The organism is Microbacterium arborescens, from assembly GCF_049707515.1.
GTDB lineage: Bacteria > Actinomycetota > Actinomycetes > Actinomycetales > Microbacteriaceae > Microbacterium > Microbacterium arborescens_B.
The window spans coordinates 652,227-670,382 of sequence record NZ_JBNAFI010000001.1; the positions used below are offsets into that span (position 1 = coordinate 652,227).

Genomic DNA, 18,156 nt, shown 5'->3' on the forward strand with positions numbered 1-18,156 from the left:
TGGCGCTCGGAGGCGACGCGCGCTATGAGGGCGATGCGTCAGGCATTGCCCCGGAGTGCGACCACCGGTTCGATACGAGCCGCGCGTCGAGCCGGGATGCCGCCGGCTGCCAGCCCGATGACCGCACCGAGCACGGTGCCGCCGAGCGCGACCCACGGATCGAGCACCGGCGACCACTGCTGCACGAACGAGACGCCGAGCACCGCGAAGACGCCCACGGCGGCACCGATGAGGCCCCCCAGTAGGCCGATGATGATCGATTCGACGACGAACTGTCCCGCGATCTGCCGGCCCGTCGAGCCCAGGGCGCGTCGCAGGCCGATCTCGCCGGTGCGTTCGAGCACCGAGAGCGTCGTGACGCTCGCGATGCCGAGGCCGCCGGCGAGCAGGACGATGATTCCGAGGATGAGGAAGACGACGTTGACGTCTCCCTGCACGTCGCGCGCCAGGTCGGAGCGGCCCTGCGGCGCGCTCACCTCGAGGGTGTCGACGGCGTCCGGCGCGAGGGCCAGCGGCGCTTGTTCGCGCAGTTGCGGCCCGGTGCCGACCACGATGCGCGCGATCGCGTCGCCCGGGGCGGCGAGTTGGAAGTCCGCTCGTGCCGCGCCGGTGGGGATCACCACCGCGTCGACCACCTCGGCACGTCGATCCAGCTCGTCGAAGATCCCGACGACCGCGTAGGCCACCCCGCCGATGAAGACCGAGGGCTGCGTGTCGACGCGGTTAATCGCGAGTCGCTCGGCGGCGCGGGCCCCGAGCATCGCGACGCGGTCGCCGCGCTGGTCGTGCCCGCTGTCGAACGAGCGGCCCGTGACGACGCGGCCGCCCAAAGTGTCGATGACGTCACCGGAGGCGGCGAACAGGGCCGGGGGAGCGGCGGCGGCCATCGAGGGGTCGTTGATGGGCACCGCGGTGATCGTGTTCTCGCGGGGAGTCACGGGTGCCAGCACGGCGGCGGATTCGACACCGACGAGGTTCTCGAGGCGGGCGGGTGCGTCCCAGGGCAGCGACGTGGTGGCCACGCTCTGGCCGCTCCGTGCCTGCGCCTCGGCCGGCCCGATGCTCAGGTGCGTCGCCGCGGCCGCGTCGAACTGCCGCGCGATCTGCCCCGCGGCGGTCTGCGCGAACCCGATGGTCGCCACGAGCGCGCCGATGCCGAGGGCCGTGCCCATCACGGTCATCACCAGGCGCCCCGGACGAGAGCCGATATCGACGGTCGCTTCGAGTACGAGGTCGCCGAGCCCGAAGCGGTCGGCCCGCGGCACCCGGTTCGCCTCGGCGACGGCGCTCGTCGTCCCCTCCTCGTCGGTGGGCCGGTCTCTGCGGGATCCGAATCTCCTCCAGATCGCCGCCATCAGCTCAGCTCGCTCATCCGGCCGTCGGCGATGCGGATGCGCCGCTCCGCGCGGTCGGCCACGCTCTGATCGTGCGTGATGACCACGAAAGTCAGACCGCCCGCGTTGAGCTCCTCGAACAGCGCCATGATGTCGGCGGTGGTGGCCTGATCGAGGTTGCCGGTGGGTTCGTCGGCGAGGATGACGCGCGGCTGCGTGACGACGGCACGCGCGACGGCGACCCGCTGGCGCTCACCGCCCGAGAGTAGACCGGGCAGGAACCCGACGCGGTGGCCGAGGCCGACGCGTTCGAGTGCCGCGCGGGCCCGCTCCGAGCGTTCGGCCCGCGGGGTGCCGCTGTAGAGCATGGGCAGCATCACGTTCTCGAGTACCGTCCGGCGCGGCATGAGGTGGAACGCCTGGAACACGAACCCGAGGCGGCGGGCACGCACCGCCGCCCGTTCGTCCTCGGTGTATCCGCCGGTCAGCTCGCCCGCTAAGCGGTACTCGCCGACGGTCGGACGATCGAGGAGACCGAGGATGTTGAGCATCGTCGATTTGCCCGATCCGCTCGGCCCGACGATCGACACGTACTCGCCGTCGGAGACGCGGAGGTTGATGCCTTTCAGCGCCTGGACCTCGGGCGGACCGGGAAAGGACCGGGTGACATCTCGCAGCTCGATCACCGGCGGGTTCTCGTCCGATCGGATGACGTCGACGTCGGCACCCGTACCCGCGGCTGCGTTCTGGGCCGCTGCGGCGGTGGAGGTCATCGCCCGACCACGACGAGATCGTCTTCCCCCAGCTCGCCCTCGGTCGGGCGCACCTCGACGGCGCCACCGGCGGACAAGCCGGTCTCGACGACCACGAGGCGGGTGCGGGCGTCGGGGTCGCGCGGATCGCCCTCGACGACCTCGACGCGCGTCTCTCCGCCCGGGCCCGCGGTCAGCGCCGCCGCCGGGACGCTGAGAACGTCGCCGGCGGTCGCCCCGACGGCGATCGTCACCCGCACGTTCGTGCCTTGGAGCTGGGAGATCTGCTCGGGCGTCAACTCGGCGGGCTCAAGGGTCACCTTCCAGCGGCTCTCGCCCTCGCCGCCCGGTGCCACCTCGGTGACGCTGGCCGCATGCTCGGCCCCGTCGGGCAGGGCGAACGTCGCCGTCGAGCCGACCGTGAGCAGCTTGGCATCCGCTTCCGCCGCCGATCCGGTGAGCGCGACGGTCGCCCCCGAGACGGTCATGGCGGCACCCGAGAGGATGCTGCCGCGCTCGGCAGTGACGGCGTCCACGCGACGGGGCAGCTCCGTGAGGTACAGCACTTCGCCCGCCGGCAGCGCCGGGAGCGCCTGCTGCCGCGCACGCGCGAGGTCGTCCTGGGCCTGTGAGAGCGCCGTCGCCGCTGCGTCGACGGCGGCGCGCTCGCCGCTGGTGTCGGGGGCGGAGTTCAGCTGCTCGCGCGCGAGCTCAGCGGTCGCGACCTGGTTCTGGGCGGCGACGACCTCGTCCCACGCGGCGGCGTTGTCTTTCGCCGCCTGCAGCACGGCGCGTGCGTTCGCGATCTCGAGGTCGGCGCGGGCGATGGCATTGCCGTCGCGGCCCGCCGACGCCAACTGCGCGCGAGCGGCCGACAGAGCCTGGTCGGCGGCTCGCACACCGTCTTGGGCGGCGCGCACCGCGTTCTCACCCTCGTCCTCGGACTCGGGGCCGGTGTAGCCGACCGCGGCGTACAGCGCGGTCACCGCGTTCGCAGCCCGCTCATCGAAGACGTCGTCGCCCGGGTCGCCCGCGTCGATGCCGACGGCGCGCATGGCCTCCTTGAACTGCACGACGTCGGGCCCCGATACGCCGAAGCGCAGTGTGCGGTAAGCGGGCAGTGTCCCCGGAAGCGTGATGACCGGACGGCCGGCGACTTCGAGAGCGACCGAGAGCTGGGCCAGCTCGGTCCCCACCTCGGGCACGTGCCCGGTGACCACGGCCGGGCCCGAGATCGCGGAGGTGTCGATCTTGACCTCGACCGGGTCGGCGAATCCGACCTCGCCGCGAATGGTCACGTCGTTGCTCAGGGTTCCGAACTCCACCGGCACGCTGACGACACCGGGAGCGGGGGCATCCTCCGCCGCAGCCGACGTCGGCGCCATCACGAACCGGCCCACCAGAAGACCGCCGACGAGAGCGACGACGGCGACGGCCGCGGAGATCCAGAGCACGCGGTTGCGCGACACGACCGAGCGCCAGACGGCGAGCCGTCCGTCCGCCGGCGCGGAAACCGCGGGGCCCGCGCCGTCACCCGCGTCCGACATGACCGCGGCGGCACCCGCGGTGTCGGTTCGGTCGGGGCTCCCGACGAGCTCGTCGAACGAGTCGTCGGGCTGCGACGCCTCGTCGCGCGGCAACCGGCCGCCGGTCACGAACGAGCCTGCTCAGCCGCCGCCTTCATCGCCTCGAGCTCCGTCTTGTGATCGGCGATGAACTGCTCCTCGGCGTCGAACTGCGCCTTCTGGTACTTCGCTCGGTAGTCGGTCTCCTCACGGCAGTCGAGGTCCGCGAGTGCGAGCTCGACCTCGCGCTCGTGCAGCTCGCTCATCGCCGCCTCGTCCGGCCCGGTCTCCGAGGAGTTCTCGTAGATGCCGTTGATCTCGTCGTAGATCGAGTTCTGCGCGTCGGCCTGGGTCGCGTAGCCGGGGTAGCCGGCGGCATCCATGCAGGCCGACCACTCCCGGTCGATGTCGACGATGGCTGGAAGCGAAGCGGAACTCTCGTAGAACGCGGTGACGGCGGCCATCACGTCGGCGAATTCGTCGGACTGCAGCGGGTCGTCGCCGTTGATCTCGTGATCGGCCCAGCCGTTGCAGCCGGCCGTCTCCCAGTTGTACTCGTAGGACCCGTCCTCCGACATCTCCTCCTCGCTGGGGCTGGGGCCGTAGAGCGCCTCGTAATACGCGGTCTGCTCCGACTCGGAGAGTGCCATGACGTAGTCGGCGTTCGGGTCGGGCGTGATCTGCTCGGGTTCGGGCTGCTCGTCGGCACCCGGGTACTCGACGGCCCCGTAGCCCCACTGCGAAACGAACTCACGGTCTTCGGGTTTCCATTCGACACCCGGGTCGAACGACGCGCTGCCCGGAGCGGGGGTGTACTCGAAGCCCTCGTCCTGCATGCACTGCGCGACGAGCTCTTCTCGCTCCTTGTTCTCGGTCTCGAACTTCGCCTGCTGCTCCTCTTCGCTGAGGTCGCCGCCGTAGAACGCGGAGAAATACTCGGTGAGCGGCGATGATTCGTCTTCCTCGGCGGGTGCCTCGCCGCCGGTGCACCCGGCGAGAATGAAGACCAGACCGATCGTGGCCGGTGCGGCCCATCGGAGCATTTTTCGGTTCATGTGCAACCCCCTTGTTTCAAGATCGGCTCAACACTAGGGGCTGGCTGTGAACGCCGAATCATCCAAGAGGATGACGTTTGCGTGAAGATGAGACCCACACGGGGGAGGCGCTCGATGTCGCAACATGAGTCGGTGGACGACGATCTCAGCGACTTCGACGCCTTCTTCGCGGCATCCGAATCGACAACAAAGCCGAGTGCGGAGGAAAGCGCGATGATTCGGCGTCGGCGACGCCGGAACGGGTGGATCGCCGCCGGCATCACGACGGCGATCGTGCTCGGCGTTCCCGGTGGATACGCCGCCTGGGCGCTGGCGGCTCCGTTGGCGCCCGCCACGGGCCAGGTCTCGATCCCGCGGGCGCCCGAGCCCCCCGCCGCCGTCGACTTCGGCTTCACCGCCGACGGCGCGGCGGCGATCTCCGTCGCAGGCGCGGAGTCGTATCTGGGCCCCGATGCCGCGGGCGTCTGGATGGTCAGCGGCGGTGACGACCCCCGCCCCATCGCCAGCATCACGAAGGTCATCACCGCACTCGTGGTGCTCGACGCCCATCCGATCGCCGACGGCGACCGCGGGCCGACTCTCACCTTCGACCGCGAGGATCATGCGCTTTACGACGCCTACTTCGTGCGCGACGCGACGATCGCCCCGATGCCCGTCGGCAGCTCGCTGTCGCTGCGCGACGCCCTGGCCACCATGCTCATCCCCTCGGCGAGCAACTACGCCGAGGCGATCGCCGTGTGGGCGTTCGGCTCCGTGTCGGGCTTCCGCGCTGCGGCCGACCAGTGGTTGACGGCGAACGGCATGGAGCGGACGAGCATCATCGAGCCCTCGGGCCTCGACCCGCGGAACACCAGCACGCCGAGCGACCTCATCGCGCTCGGTCGCATCGCCTCGGCTGAGCCGACCGTGGCGGCGATCGCCGCGACGCCGTCCGTAAGTCTCCCGGGGCCGGGAACGCTGGTGAACACCAACGGGCTCCTCGGCCAGAGCGGGATCACGGGGCTCAAGACCGGCACGCTCGAGGAGAGCGGGTCCAACCTGCTCTACACGGCGACCGTCGACGTCGGGCTGCCCGAGCCGCTGAGCGTCGTGGGGGTGGCCCTGGGCGGCTCATCGCAACGCGGTGTCGGTGCCAGCGTCCTCGACGTCCTGCGACGCCTGACCGAGGGATTCCACGTTACGGCGCTCGCCCAGCCCGGACAGCAGATCGGCTCGTACACCACGGCGTGGGGGAGTTCGGCCCGGGTGGTGATCGGGGAAGGAGCGTCGCTTCGCACCTGGTCCGACACGCCCATCGTCGTCGACAGCGACGTGCGCGAGCCGCGTGAGTGGACCGACGGCGAGGTGCTCGGTGAGATCACGTGGACGGCCGGCCCCGAGTCGGTGACCGTGCCTGTCGTCCTCGACGGCGACATCGAGCCGCCGACCGACTGGTGGCGTCTCACTCATCCGGGTGAAATCGGCTGACGGATTTCGGCGCTCTCGGCGACCGGTGGGCGCGAGGCCGTCGCCTGCAGGTCGACCCGACGGGCGCCGCATCCGGCGCACCGCACGTAGCGGACGATCCCGCTCGACGTGCGGTGCGCCGACTCGGTCGTCCAGCCGTGTTCATGAGAGCGGGTCGGAAGCGGTGCGGTCGGTGATGCGGGGGAGGACGGCGACATGATTCGATCGTGATGTAATGCCGTTATGCAGCTCAACCCTTACGGAGAGTATGCGGTGCTGCTCGCCGCGTCGCTCGCGAACGACTGGCCCCGCGACCGAGAGGGCATCGTGGAGCGCACGTACGAGTTCGGCATGACAGCGGTGTACGCCCCCGCTGCGGAGTCCGACCGCGGGGCCACCCGCGACGTGATCGACTCCTGGCTCGAGGTCGTCGACGCAGAGACGCCGGCGCAGCGCGCGCAGCTGCTCAACCGGCTCATGGCCGAGGCCACGGCGTACCCGCGTCTGACGGACCACGACGGCGAATGGCACCTGCATTACCGCGATGACGACCAGCGCCTGCCGCAGGTGCTGCGTGCGGTCATCGCCGTCGGCACCGCCCTGCACGTGACGACGCGGGGAATGGAGCGTCTGTCGCGGTGCGCGGCCGGACGCGCGCCGGGCGACCCGTGTCGCAACGTCGTGGTCGACACCACCCGCAACGGACGGCAACGCTACTGCTCCGTGCGCTGCGCGAACCGCGACGGTGTGCGCCGTCACCGGGCTCGTCGGCGTTAGCGCATCCGGCAGCTGGCGGCAAACACCACCGCGCGCCCGCGCGCACCGGCACAGTGGAGGGATGCACCGACCTCCCGCCCCGTTCCGCGGAGCCGAGCCGCCGGCGGGCTTCGGTCTCGTCGTGGGCAACTGCCAGGCCGAGTCGATGCGGATCGTCCTCGATGCCCCCGACCGTCCGACGGTGCGCGTTCCGCCCGTGCACGAGATGGATGCCGCCGACGTCGAGCGCCTGCACGAACTCCTGCCGCTCGCCTCGTTCCTCGTCGCTCAGCCCGTGCGCGACGACTACCACGGCCTGCGTCTGGGCACACGCCAGCTCGCCTCGTCGCTGCGACCATCGGCGCGGCTGGTCACATTCCCGGTCGTCCGATACGCGGGGCTGCACCCCTTCCAGGCGGCGCTGCACGTCGACGGGATCGAGGAGGTGCCGCCGATCGTGGCGTACCACGACATCCGCACCCTCGCCGGGGTGGCCGGGCTTCCGACCGAGTCGCACCTCGATCGCCGGGCCGTCCGCGACGTCGAGCGCGATTCGCTGGCCGAGCTACGACGACGCGAGGAATCGATCGATGTCGCCGTCTCGGATCTGCTGACGCCCACCTCAGCCGAGGTGATGCGAACCGTCAATCATCCGGGGAATCCGGTATGGATGCCGTTGGCCGAGCGGGTGCTCGAGGCTCTCGGTCTGCCCGGAGGTCCGATCGATCCGGGGCGGCCGCTGCTCAACGCCGTCCGCGCCCCGCTGGAGGACTGGGTCGTCGATGCGTGGGGGCTCTCCGACCCGCCGCGCTCGCACTGGGTCGTCAACGGCGAGGAGGTCGACCCGTCGGTCGTCGGCGAGGCCCACACCGAGTGGTACCGGACGCACCCGATGTTCGTGTCGGCGGCGACGAGTCGGCTCCGCGCCCTGCTCGGCCACTGGCGCCGCTGACCGCCCCCGACCCTCACCCGTCAGGGGCGTGCTAGCGTTGAAACGTCCCTTCGGGGCTCGTGCGTCGTTCGTCTGGCTCACTGTCGAGCAGATCGTCCGACGCGATCACTGGATCATCCAGCCCTCATCTTTCCCCGCGCGCCATGCTGTGCGCGCTCGTTCTCAGGACATCGTGCTTTCTTCTCTTTCTTCTTCCGCGCCCTCGCTCGAATGGCGTCAGGCCGACGCCGACTTCTACGTCGCGACCCTCGACGGCCAGTACGCCGGCTTCGTCACCATGGGCTCCGCGCCGGCGACCTTCGACGCCGAGAGCGGGCATGGCGCCGACCTCGGTGCGCACGGATCAGCCGGGGCTGCCGCGGCCGCGGTCGCGGCGGCCGCTCGCCCCGCTCTCCTGCGGGCGCCGGGTCGTCGCACGCGGCGGCGCACCGCTCGGGGCCCCGCGTTCTCCCGGCCTGTCCGCTCGAACGACGCGCGCTGAGGCAAGGCCGCGCTCAGCTGCGGCGAGGGGGATCGGCCTCGAGGTCGCGAGCGACCGTGGCGACGCCCCGCCGCATCTCGAGGTAGATCTCCCGCACGCTCGCCCGTTCGCTGAGCTCGACTCGCCGCGCCCATTCGTCGATCGTGAGCCGCAGGACCAGGGCCATCGTCGAGACGGCCGCGCGTGCCGCGAGCACGTCGGCATCCGCGCGGGCGGCGTCGATCGCCGCATCCATGAGCTGGTCGACCTGCTCCGCCTCGTTGCGCAACGCCAGCGCAAGCAGTGACGGCTCGGATCCGACCAGGCGTCGCACGCGCAGCGCGCGGACCTGCTCATCGGGATGGGCGTCGAAGCGGTCGAGGAGCGTGAGCCAGCTGCGCTCGATGCCCTCCACGACGGATGCGCCCGCCCGCACCGCCGCGATGGCATCGCCGACGACGCGGCCGGAGTCGTCCGTGCTGGCGAAGACGGCGGCCTCCTTCGTGGGGAAGTAACGGAAGAAGGTGCGCTGCGACGTACCGGCGCGGCGCGCGATGTCGTCCACCGTCGTGCCGTGCACGCCGCGGTGCTCGAAGAGATCGAGGGCCGCGTCCGCGAGCTCGCGCTGCGTCTCCTGACGACGCCGCTCCCGCAGACCGGGGAGATGCTCGTCAGCGACCGTGTCGTCGACATCCGGGTCGTGATCGCGCTCGCGCTCCATGGGACCAGTGTCGCACGGCGCCAAAGTGGCAGTAACTGCCATATGATCAGTCAGTGACAATAGAGCAGCAGCATCCCGCAACATCGTCCATCCCCACCGAGCGGCCGGCCGACGCGGCCCCTGTCCGCACCGGCCCGGTCATCGCGCTCCTCGTCGCCTCGGCGTTCGTCGTCATCCTCAACGAGACGATCATGGGCGTCGCCCTGCCGCGGCTCATGGTCGACCTCGACATCACCGCGGCCACCGCCCAGTGGCTGACCACCGGCTTCCTCCTCACGATGGCCGTCGTCATTCCGCTCACGGGCTACGTCTTGGCCCGGTTCCCGATCCGCGCCGTCTTCTTCACCGCGATGTCGCTCTTCGCCGCCGGAACCCTGATCGCTGCGCTCGCGCCCGGCTTCGGCGTGCTGCTGACAGGACGGGTGGTGCAGGCCTCGGGCACGGCGATCATGATGCCGCTGTTGATGACCACCGTCCTGAACGTCGTCGCACCCTCCCGACGCGGACGGATGATGGGAGTCATCAGCATCGTCATCGCGGTCGCTCCCGCCATCGGGCCGACCGTGTCGGGTCTCATCCTGTCGGTGCTCGACTGGCGCTGGATGTTCTGGCTCGTGCTGCCCATCGCGCTCCTCGCGCTCGGCCTCGGCGCGATCTGGGTGCGAGACGTCACCGAGACCCGTGAGGCACGTTTCGACGTCGGCTCGGTCATTCTCTCCGCGGTCGGTTTCGGTGGTCTGATCTTCGGGCTGAGCTCGATCGGGGAGGCCGCCGCAGGGCACGCGCCCGTGCCCGTCTGGATCCCGCTCGTCGTGGGTGTGCTCTCGCTCGCCGCCTTCGTCGCCCGCCAGCTGAAGCTGCAGCGCAGCGACGCCGCCCTGCTCGACCTGCGGACCTTCACGTCGCGATCGTTCAGCCTCGCCGTCGTGCTCGTGGTCGTCGTGATGTCGGCGCTGTTCGGGTCGCTGATCCTGCTACCGCTCTACCTGCAGCAGGTGCTCGGCCTCGACACTCTGACGGTGGGGCTGATGCTGCTGCCGGGTGGCGTGCTGATGGGCCTCATCGCGCCGGTCGTCGGCGCGCTGTTCGACCGATTCGGTCCGACCCCGCTCGTCATCCCCGGCATGGTCGTGGCCGCTGCCGCACTGTGGGGCATGACGACGTTCGACATCGGAACCTCGATCGGCTGGATCATCGCCGTGCACATGGCGCTCAACCTCGGGTTGGGCTGCGTCTTCACGCCGCTGCTCACCTCGGCGCTGGGCTCGCTCCCCGCGCGGCTGTACTCGCACGGCTCCGCCACCGTCAGCACGCTGCAGCAGGTCGCGGGCGCCGCGGGAACGGCCCTGTTCGTGACGCTGATGTCGGTCGGTGCGGCATCGGCGGCCGCCGACGGCGTCGACGCGATCGCCGCCACGGCGACCGGTGTGCACACCGCGTTCGTCACCGGTGCGTGCATCGCCTCCGCGGCGGTCGTGCTGACGTTCTTCGTCCGCCGTCCGGCTCCCGTCGACGAGCTCGCCCGCGCCTGACTCGCCGGCTCGATCCGGCTCGTCGCTGAGCCGACGCGAAAGGCGGTGACGCGCGCAGCGTCACCGCCTTTTCGGTCGGCTCGCGAGGAGAGGAGGGAGGAGGGGGGTTACGACTGTGAGGGGCGCACCAGCATCTTGCCGGTGTTGGCCCCGCGCATCATGGCGAGGAACGCCTCGACGGTGTTCTCGATGCCGTCGACGATCGTCTCGTCGTAGGCGATCTTGCCCTCGGCGAACCAGGCAGTCATCTTCTCGGTGAACTCCGGCGACAGGTGCAGGTAGGCGCCCAGCGTGAAGCCGGTGGCGGTGAGGCCACGCGTGATCATGTTGGCCATGTTGTCGGGCCCGGGTGCCTTCTGCGTGGTGTTGTATCCCGCGATCGCGCCGCACAGGGCGAGGCGCCCGCCGGTGTTCATGACGTCGAGTGCAGCCTCGAGGTGGTCGCCGCCGACGTTATCGAAGAAGACGTCGACCCCCTCGGGCGCGTGGGCCGCGAGCTGCTCACGAACGGGCGCCGCCTTATAGTCGAACGCCGCGTCGTACCCGTACTTGTCGGTGAGCAGGGCGACCTTCTCGGCGGAGCCCGCCGATCCGATGACGCGGCCCGCGCCGAGGAGCTTGGCGATCTGACCTACGGCGGTGCCGACCGCGCCGGCCGCACCGGAGACGAACACGGTGTCGCCCGGCTGCAGCTTCGCGATCGCCGTGAGGCCGACGTAGGCGGTGAGGCCCGTCATGCCGAGGATGTGCAGTCGGACCGAGAGGGGGAGCCCCGGAACCTCCGGAACGGCACGGAAGGTCGACGCACCGGCCTGCACGACATCCGACCACCCGTGCTGGTGCAGGACGATCGTGCCCACGGGCAGGTCGTCGGCCGCGCTCGCCACGACGCGGCCGATCGCGCCCCCGGCGATCACGTCGCCGAGGGCGTACGGCGAGACGTAGCTGCGGACATCGTTCATGCGGCCGCGCATGTACGGATCGACCGAGACGAACTCGTTCGCCACGCGCACCTCGCCCGGCGCGGGGTCGGTGAGCGCGACGTGCTCGATCGAGAAGTCCTCGGGCGTCGGCCAGCCCTGGGGGCGGCGTGCGAGACGGACCTGCGTGCTGGTTCCGCGGGTCATGTTTCTCCTTCGTGAGGGGTCGGGTGACGGATGCCGCGGTGCTCGGTCGGAGTCGCGGACAGGGATGGCGCGTTGTGCCGGGTCAGAGCGCGAGGCCGAGCGCGAGCGCGATGACGCCGAGGGCGGGAACCACGCCCTGCTTGAGGGCCGCTGAGGCCTTCGACCGGTCGGAGAGGAGCAGTACGAGACTGGCGGCGACCATCGAGCCCGCGCCGGCGAAGACGAGGGCGGAGCCGACCGCGAGCGTGCCGGCGATGACGAACGCGATGCCGACGAACACCATGATCGCGAGGAACAGGTTGTAGAAGCCCTGGTTGAAGGCGAGCGTCTTCTGCGTCTCGGCCTGCGCGACCGTTCCCGTTCCGAAGGTCTTGCGGGCTCGCTCGCTCGTCCAGGCGATCGACTCGAGATAGAAGATGAAGACGTGGATGAGCGCTGCGATGCCCGCGAGCGCAAGACCGACGATGATCACGAGTTGTTCCCTTCCGGCGGTGGACACCGCGATTTCTGTATCGGTTGGTTCAATATATACTGAACCGGCCGATACACAAAAGGGGATGCGACGCATGGGCCGAGCGCAGAGCTATGACCGCGACGACGTCGTCCGCGCAGCGCGGAGCGTGTTCTGGGAGCAGGGGTACGAGGGCGCGCCGCTACCCGAGCTCGAGCGTGTCACGGGTCTGAACCGGTCGAGCATCTACCACGCGTTCGGTTCGAAGCGCGGTCTTTTCGATGCCGCCGTCGAGAGCTATCTCGACGAGATCATCCGGCCACGGTTGTCGCCCCTGGTCTCCGACGAGGTGGGCCCGGCGGCGCTCGAGGAGTACCTGACGGGCCTGCGCACCGCGCTTCGGCAACCGGACTCGCTGCCGGCATCGAGCGGGTGCCTTCTCGTGAACACCGCGGCCGCGCCGATCGGGCGCGACGAAGCCGTCGCGCAGGTGATCGCCGGGTACCGCGCGGAGCTGCGCGCAGCCTTCGGCCGGGGCGTCGCTGTGCGCCGTCCCGACCTCGATGTCGCACAGGTCGCGACTCTCGCCGACGCGTGTACGGGGCTGGTCGTCTCCGCCTTCGCCCTCGCGCGCGTCGATGCCGCGGGTGCTGCGGATGCCGTCAGCACCGCCGTCGCGCTCGTCACGGGATCCGCGACCACCTGACCCGACGGTTCGGGTCCGAACAGCTCCGGCGGCCGATCCGCTTTACGCTCCTCCCTTGACTTTTGGCAAGCGTTCGCGCCGAGTTCCGGCCGACACCTACCGTGAGCCCGTGGAGCACAGCGATCAGTACACGTTCGACAACCCGGTGACCCGATACGACCGGGTCGAGCCGCCCGTCCAGCACCAGCCGGAGCCCGGCATTCAGGCGGACATGCAGCCGGTCCCCGACCTCGGCGAGGAGACGTACCGCGGCTCCGGGCGCCTGTTCGGACGCAAGGCGCTCATCACCGGGGGCGACTCCGGTATCGGAGGTGCGACGGCGATCGCCTTCGCGCGCGAGGGCGCTGACGTGGTCATCGTCCACCTTCCCGCGGAGAAGCGCGACGCAGACCGCATCCTGGGCATCATCGCCGACGCCGGTGTCCGCGGCCACGCCATCGCCGCCGACATCTCGACGGCCGAAGCGTGCCGCGCGCTCGTGACGGAGGCCGTCGACTTCCTCGGCGGCATCGACATCCTCGTGAACAACGCGGGCAAGCAGGTCGCCGTCGAACGCCTCGAAGATCTGACGGATGAGCAGTTCGCCGCGACCTTCCACACCAACGTCTTCGCGAACTTCTGGATCACGAAGGCTGCTCTGCCCCATCTTCCGGCTGGTGCCTCGATCATCAACACCGCCTCTCTCGAGGCGTACAAGCCCGCACCCGACCGGGTCGACTACGCCGCGACGAAGGCTGCGATCAACAATCTCTCCAAGGGGCTCGCGCAGCAGCTCGCGCCGCGCGGCATCCGGGTGAACGTCGTCGCGCCCGGCCCGACCTGGTCGGCGCTCCAGGTGAGCGACGGTGTCTCCGACGAGCAGATGCAGGCGTTCGACGACGAGAGCACCTACCAGCGCGCCGGTCAGCCGGCCGAGATCGCCCCCGCGTTCGTCTTCCTCGCCTCGGCCGAGTCGAGCTACGTCTCCGGCGAAACACTGAACGTCAACGGGGGCATGGTCAGCCCGTGAGCGGACACGACTTCGCGGTCGTCTCCCTTCGCGGCGACGTACCGCAGCTCGACGCTGCGTCGGATGATTCCGTCGGCCCGTTTCGGCAGCTCGTGGTCGACCCCGGGCTCGGGCCCGCTGCGCTCATCGAGGCGATCGCCGAAGCGGAGATCGCCACTCCCTGGATCCTCGTCGCGGCCCACGACGACGGCGGGCTCGCGGAAGAGCTGGTCGGCCGGATCCTGGGCGGCGCGATCGGTGTGTTCGGCCTCGCCGGAGTCGTGCTCGACGGCGGCGAGGTCCCTGACGGCATCCGCCGGCACGAGGTGCCTGCGGCGCGCGCGACAGAAGACGTCGCGGCAACGGTGCGGAGTCTCGCGGCCGACATCGTCGCGCGGGGCCCCCGCATCCCCGAGACGTGGGCACGGGTCATCGCCTCGTCACGGACGGACGTCGTCGTGCGCGCGACCCTCGCACGCCGCGCGCTCGTCGACGACCCGGACTACCGCCCGACGGCGCTCACGGCCGGGCAACTCGTCCTCCTGCGAGACGTCGCACGCCGTGTCGTCCCGCAGGGCGACGGGCCCACGATCGATCTGGCTGCGCGCCTGGACCGCGTGATCGAGGCGGGAGAGAGCGACGGGTGGCGCCCCACCGGCATGTCGACCGATGTCGAGGCCTACCGCGCCGGGCTCGACGCGCTCGCCGCGATCTGGATGCGTGGGCGCGCCGCGCAGGACGCCGTCATCCGCCGGGTGATCGACGGCGAAGCCTCCTCGGGCACCGTCCTCACACCCGATCAGCTGAGCCTCTGGTTCGAGGACGCCCGCAACGATCTCGCGCGTGTCTGGCTGTCGCACCCGGCGTCGCTCGCACGTGTCGGCTACACCGGCTTCGCGACGGGCGGCACCGGACCGGAGCCCGCCGGCTATCTGGTGCTCGCGGCGGGCGAACGCGAGGAATGGGAACCGGAAGAGCTCGGACGCCTCGGCGCCGCGAAAGGACGCACCGCATGAACCTCTCCGGGATGCGCCGGTACGACCTGGACGAGGTCGTGGATGTCGTCGTCGTCGGCACGGGTGCCGGCGGCGGGCCGCTGCTCAGCAGGCTCGCCGAACGTGGACTGCGCGTGGTCGCCCTCGAGGCGGGACCGAACCTCGAGATGGATGAATTCACGCCCGACGAGCGCGAGGCGACCCGCATCAACTGGATGTCCGACCGGTTCAGCGGCGGCGACACTCCCACCGCCTTCGGCCCCAACAACAGCGGCTGGGGCGTCGGCGGAGGAACGCTGCACTGGGGGGCGTTCACACCGCGACCCGACCGCCGCGACCTCTCGCTGCGGTCCGAGACAGGACAGGGGCGCGACTGGCCCATCGACTACGACGAGCTCACCCGCTACATCGTCGAGGTGGAGCGCGTCATCGGTGTGAGCGGCCCGACCCCCTACCCGTGGGATCCCGGCCGTGAGTACCTCGACGGCCCGACGCGACGGAACGCTCCCGCCGATCTGGTGCTGCAGGGATGCGAGCGCCTGGGTATCCGCGCGACCGATGCTCCGGCGGCGATCATCACCCGCGACCGCGACCAGCCGCACTACGGGCAGCGGAAGGCGAGCATCGACGTCGGGGGTATCCATCAGGGTGACCGCTTCGGTTACAAGGCGACGACGGCGATCACGTATCTGCCGGTCGCCGTGGCGCACGGAGCCGAGATACGCCCCGACTCGATGGTCCACCGCATCGAGCAGGATGCCGCGGGCCGGGTGACCGGTGTCGTCTACCTGCACGAGGGAGCCGAGTATCGACAGCGCTGCGCGACCCTCGTGCTCGCGGGCGGCGGCATCGAGACTCCGCGGCTGCTACTGAACACCGGGCTCGCGAACTCGAGCGGACAGGTGGGGCGCAACTTCCTCGCTCACGGCGCCGTGCAGGTGTGGGGGCGGTTCGACGAGAGCGTCCGGGGCTACCGCGGGTATCCGTCGGCGGCGATCACGGAGGACTTCGTACGTCCCGAGGGCGTCGATTTCGCCGGCGGCTACCTCATCCAGAGCCTCGGCGTCATGCCGCTCACCTATGCCACCTCGCTCGTGCGCGGGGGCTCGCTGTGGGGGCGCGACCTCATGGATGCGCTGGACGCCTGGCAGTTCTCCGCCGGCATCGGGATCAACGGCGAGTGCCTCCCCTCCGACGACAACCGTCTGATCCTTTCGGACGAGGCGGACGAGTGGGGGATCCCGCGCGCGGAGATCAGCTTCTCGCCGGGACCAAACGAGAAGGCCATCGACGATCATGCGGTGGCGGTCATGACGCAGATCATGGATGCCGCCGGCGCCCGGGAGACCCTAGTGCTCGCGCGCACGGCCCACACGATCGGCACGTGCCGCATGAGCGCCGACCCCGATGACGGCGTCGTGGATCCCGACGGTCGGTCGCACGACATCCCGAACATGTGGATCTGCGACAACTCCACGTTCCCGAGCGCGCTGTCGGCGAACCCGGGACTGACGCAGATGGCGCTGTCGCTGCGCACGGCGGATCGGCTGCTCGCCTCGGCCTGATCGTCGAGAACAGGCAAGAAGAGGGGGGGGGGGGGGGGGGGGGGGCGGGGGGCGGGGCGGGGGGGGGGGCGGGGGGGGGGGGGGGCGCCCCCGGCGGCCGCCGCCCGGGCCGGGGGGGCGGGGGGCGGGGGGCGGGGGGGGGGGCCGGGCCCCCCCCCCCCCCCCCCCCCGGGGGCCGGGGGGGGGGGGGGGGCCCCCCCCCCGCCCCCCCCCCCCCCCCTCTTCTTGCCCGGTCAGGCGTTGGTGAGCTGCTTCTCTCGCTTGCGGGCGACGATGCGACCGCGCACCGAGAAGATCAGGACGAGGGCGAGGAGCGCGTAGAGCACGATCGTGATGGGGCTCTGGACGAGCACGGAGAAGTCGCCGTTCGAGCTCATCGCCGCATCGCGCAGGCTCGTCTCGGCCAGCGGCCCCAGCACCATGCCGATGATGAGCGGTGCGAGCGGGAAGTCGAGGGCGCGCATGAGGAATCCGAGCAGGCCGATACCGAGCAGCATCAGCAGGTCGAACGTCGACCCCGAGGTCGCGTAGATCCCCAGGCCGCAGAAGACGGTGATGCCGGCGTACAGGTAGGGGCGCGGGATCAGCAGCAGCTTCGCCCAGAGCATCGCGAAGGGGAGGTTCAGGATGAGCAGCACGACCATCGCGATGAAGAAGCTCGCCAGCAGCGACCACACCAGGTCGGGTGCCCGATCGAACAGCAGCGGGCCGGGCTGCAGCCCGTACTGGCGGAAGGCCGCGAGCATGATCGCCGCGGTCGCCGAGATCGGCAGGCCGAGCGCGAGGAGAGCACCCATCGCCATGCCGGTGGTGGAGTTTCCGGCCGCCTCCGGAGCTGCGAGACCACGGATGGCTCCCGTGCCGAACTGCGGGTTCTTCCGCCGCGCGTCGAGCCGCTTTTCGAGGCCGTACGCGAGGAACGTCGGGATCTCCGAGCCACCCGCGGGGACGACGCCGAAGGGCAGGCCGATCGCGGTGCCGCGGGCCCAGGCGGGCGCCGCTTCCTTCAGTTCCCGGCGCGAGAGCCAGGGCCGGCCGGTGGGCTTGATGAGGGCCTTGTTCGAGGTGTGCCGCTCGAGGCACGCGACGTAGATCACCTCGCCGAGGGCGAGGATCGCGACCGTCACCGTCACGAGGGAGATCCCGTCGAACAGGTTGGGGGAGTCCATCGTGAACCGCGGGGCTCCCGAGACGCCGTCGATGCCGATGACGGCGATGCCGAGCCCGATGAACAGGGCGGTGAGGCCTTTGACCACGTTGTCGGTGACGACGGAGGAGGTCGCCGCGAATGCGAAGACGGCGAGCGCGAAGAACTCGGCGGGACCGAACCTGCTCGAGAAGTCCGCGAGCGCGGGGGCGACGAACACCACGACGATCGATGCCACGAAACCGCCGATGAACGCGCCGATCGCTGCGGTCGCGAGCGCTTGCGCCGCACGCCCGTTCAACGCCATCTTGTGGCCCTCGAACGTCGATGCGATCGCCGATGCCTGGCCGGGCGTGTTCATGAGGATGCCCATGGTCGAGTCGCCGAACAGGCCGCCGAAGTAGACGCCGGCGAACATGATGAACGCGGCCGTCGGGTCGAGTGAGAACGTCACCGGTAGCAGCAGGGCCACGGCCATCGACGAGCCGAGGCCTGGAAGAACGCCCACCGCCGTGCCGAGAAGGCAGCCGATGAGGACCCACAGCAGGTTCGCCGGGGTCAGAGCGCCGGCGAACCCCTCGCCGAGAAGCTGGAGCACGTCCAT

General features: G+C 70.6%; 17 protein-coding genes. 9 read left to right on the forward strand and 8 right to left on the reverse strand.

Annotated elements, in window-relative coordinates; genetic code table 11:
- Window positions 1–38: 38 nt before the first annotated feature.
- From ACPYN5_RS02890 to ACPYN5_RS02905, 4 genes are read right to left on the reverse strand one after another with little or no spacing between them, the layout of a single operon-like run.
- A complete protein-coding gene (locus tag ACPYN5_RS02890) occupies window positions 39–1,355 on the reverse strand; it encodes an ABC transporter permease (RefSeq protein WP_424447470.1) in 1,317 nt (438 codons plus the stop codon).
- The gene (locus tag ACPYN5_RS02895; protein WP_424447471.1) at window positions 1,355–2,107 is read right to left on the reverse strand and encodes an ABC transporter ATP-binding protein; all 753 of its coding nucleotides are present in this window, start codon (window positions 2,105–2,107) and stop codon (window positions 1,355–1,357) included. Before ACPYN5_RS02895 ends, ACPYN5_RS02890 begins: the two co-directional genes overlap by 1 nt.
- Window positions 2,104–3,741, reverse strand: a complete 1,638-nt coding sequence (locus tag ACPYN5_RS02900) for an efflux RND transporter periplasmic adaptor subunit (RefSeq protein WP_424447472.1) — start codon at window positions 3,739–3,741, stop codon at window positions 2,104–2,106. Before ACPYN5_RS02900 ends, ACPYN5_RS02895 begins: the two co-directional genes overlap by 4 nt.
- Window positions 3,738–4,706, reverse strand: a complete 969-nt coding sequence (locus ACPYN5_RS02905) for a hypothetical protein (protein WP_424447473.1) — start codon at window positions 4,704–4,706, stop codon at window positions 3,738–3,740. Before ACPYN5_RS02905 ends, ACPYN5_RS02900 begins: the two co-directional genes overlap by 4 nt.
- A gap of 132 nt (window positions 4,707–4,838) precedes the next feature.
- On the opposite strand from ACPYN5_RS02905, the gene ACPYN5_RS02910 reads away from it, so the two are divergent.
- The 4 genes from ACPYN5_RS02910 (at window position 4,839) to ACPYN5_RS02925 (ending at window position 8,341) form a co-directional block, all read left to right on the forward strand.
- Window positions 4,839–6,173, forward strand: coding sequence for a D-alanyl-D-alanine carboxypeptidase family protein (locus tag ACPYN5_RS02910; protein ID WP_424447474.1), 1,335 nt, complete (start codon window positions 4,839–4,841; stop codon window positions 6,171–6,173).
- Window positions 6,174–6,395: 222 nt separating this feature from the next.
- Complete coding sequence (locus ACPYN5_RS02915; protein WP_424447475.1) at window positions 6,396–6,929, forward strand: CGNR zinc finger domain-containing protein; 534 nt, start codon at window positions 6,396–6,398, stop codon at window positions 6,927–6,929.
- 61 nt (window positions 6,930–6,990) lie between these two features.
- A complete protein-coding gene (locus ACPYN5_RS02920) occupies window positions 6,991–7,860 on the forward strand; it encodes a WcbI family polysaccharide biosynthesis putative acetyltransferase (RefSeq protein ID WP_424447476.1) in 870 nt (289 codons plus the stop codon).
- Window positions 7,861–8,032: 172 nt separating this feature from the next.
- The gene (locus tag ACPYN5_RS02925; RefSeq protein WP_424447477.1) at window positions 8,033–8,341 is read left to right on the forward strand and encodes a hypothetical protein; all 309 of its coding nucleotides are present in this window, start codon (window positions 8,033–8,035) and stop codon (window positions 8,339–8,341) included.
- Window positions 8,342–8,354: 13 nt separating this feature from the next.
- On the opposite strand, the gene ACPYN5_RS02930 is transcribed toward ACPYN5_RS02925, so the two are convergent.
- Complete coding sequence (locus ACPYN5_RS02930; RefSeq protein WP_424447478.1) at window positions 8,355–9,041, reverse strand: TetR family transcriptional regulator; 687 nt, start codon at window positions 9,039–9,041, stop codon at window positions 8,355–8,357.
- 53 nt (window positions 9,042–9,094) lie between these two features.
- Here ACPYN5_RS02930 and ACPYN5_RS02935 point away from each other — a divergent pair, with 53 nt between their 5' ends.
- On the forward strand, window positions 9,095–10,573 hold the full coding sequence (locus ACPYN5_RS02935) for a DHA2 family efflux MFS transporter permease subunit (protein WP_424447479.1): 1,479 nt from the start codon (window positions 9,095–9,097) through the stop codon (window positions 10,571–10,573).
- 107 nt (window positions 10,574–10,680) lie between these two features.
- Here the strand turns inward: ACPYN5_RS02935 and ACPYN5_RS02940 are convergent, their stop codons facing one another.
- The gene (locus ACPYN5_RS02940) at window positions 10,681–11,700 is read right to left on the reverse strand and encodes an NADP-dependent oxidoreductase (protein ID WP_424447480.1); all 1,020 of its coding nucleotides are present in this window, start codon (window positions 11,698–11,700) and stop codon (window positions 10,681–10,683) included.
- Window positions 11,701–11,782: 82 nt separating this feature from the next.
- Window positions 11,783–12,172, reverse strand: coding sequence for a DUF1304 domain-containing protein (locus tag ACPYN5_RS02945; protein ID WP_424447681.1), 390 nt, complete (start codon window positions 12,170–12,172; stop codon window positions 11,783–11,785).
- Window positions 12,173–12,257: 85 nt separating this feature from the next.
- Between ACPYN5_RS02945 and ACPYN5_RS02950 the strand changes: the two genes are divergently transcribed.
- From ACPYN5_RS02950 to ACPYN5_RS02965, 4 genes are all read left to right on the forward strand, one after another.
- Window positions 12,258–12,857, forward strand: a complete 600-nt coding sequence (locus tag ACPYN5_RS02950; RefSeq protein WP_424447481.1) for a TetR/AcrR family transcriptional regulator — start codon at window positions 12,258–12,260, stop codon at window positions 12,855–12,857.
- A 109-nt stretch (window positions 12,858–12,966) separates the two neighbouring features.
- Window positions 12,967–13,866, forward strand: coding sequence for an SDR family oxidoreductase (locus ACPYN5_RS02955; RefSeq protein WP_424447482.1), 900 nt, complete (start codon window positions 12,967–12,969; stop codon window positions 13,864–13,866).
- Window positions 13,863–14,861 (forward strand): hypothetical protein, encoded by a 999-nt coding sequence (locus ACPYN5_RS02960; protein ID WP_424447483.1) that lies wholly within the window; start codon window positions 13,863–13,865, stop codon window positions 14,859–14,861. Before ACPYN5_RS02955 ends, ACPYN5_RS02960 begins: the two co-directional genes overlap by 4 nt.
- On the forward strand, window positions 14,858–16,405 hold the full coding sequence (locus ACPYN5_RS02965) for a GMC oxidoreductase (protein ID WP_424447484.1): 1,548 nt from the start codon (window positions 14,858–14,860) through the stop codon (window positions 16,403–16,405). The genes ACPYN5_RS02960 and ACPYN5_RS02965 overlap by 4 nt, the downstream gene beginning before the upstream one ends.
- A gap of 233 nt (window positions 16,406–16,638) precedes the next feature.
- Here the strand turns inward: ACPYN5_RS02965 and ACPYN5_RS02970 are convergent, their stop codons facing one another.
- On the reverse strand, window positions 16,639–18,156 hold the full coding sequence (locus ACPYN5_RS02970) for a tripartite tricarboxylate transporter permease (RefSeq protein WP_424447485.1): 1,518 nt from the start codon (window positions 18,154–18,156) through the stop codon (window positions 16,639–16,641).

Excerpts from the sequence above, each read along its gene's own strand:
- ACPYN5_RS02905 (WP_424447473.1), bottom strand. The coding sequence starts at position 4,706 with ATGAACCGAAAAATGCTCCGATGGGCCGCACCGGCCACGATCGGTCTG.
- ACPYN5_RS02930 (WP_424447478.1), bottom strand. The coding sequence starts at position 9,041 with ATGGAGCGCGAGCGCGATCACGACCCGGATGTCGACGACACGGTCGCT.
- ACPYN5_RS02950 (WP_424447481.1), top strand. The coding sequence starts at position 12,258 with ATGCGACGCATGGGCCGAGCGCAGAGCTATGACCGCGACGACGTCGTC.
- ACPYN5_RS02890 (WP_424447470.1), bottom strand. The coding sequence starts at position 1,355 with ATGGCGGCGATCTGGAGGAGATTCGGATCCCGCAGAGACCGGCCCACC.
- ACPYN5_RS02895 (WP_424447471.1), bottom strand. The coding sequence starts at position 2,107 with ATGACCTCCACCGCCGCAGCGGCCCAGAACGCAGCCGCGGGTACGGGT.
- ACPYN5_RS02970 (WP_424447485.1), bottom strand. The coding sequence starts at position 18,156 with ATGGACGTGCTCCAGCTTCTCGGCGAGGGGTTCGCCGGCGCTCTGACC.
- ACPYN5_RS02920 (WP_424447476.1), top strand. The coding sequence starts at position 6,991 with ATGCACCGACCTCCCGCCCCGTTCCGCGGAGCCGAGCCGCCGGCGGGC.
- ACPYN5_RS02965 (WP_424447484.1), top strand. The coding sequence starts at position 14,858 with ATGAACCTCTCCGGGATGCGCCGGTACGACCTGGACGAGGTCGTGGAT.
- ACPYN5_RS02915 (WP_424447475.1), top strand. The coding sequence starts at position 6,396 with ATGCAGCTCAACCCTTACGGAGAGTATGCGGTGCTGCTCGCCGCGTCG.
- ACPYN5_RS02940 (WP_424447480.1), bottom strand. The coding sequence starts at position 11,700 with ATGACCCGCGGAACCAGCACGCAGGTCCGTCTCGCACGCCGCCCCCAG.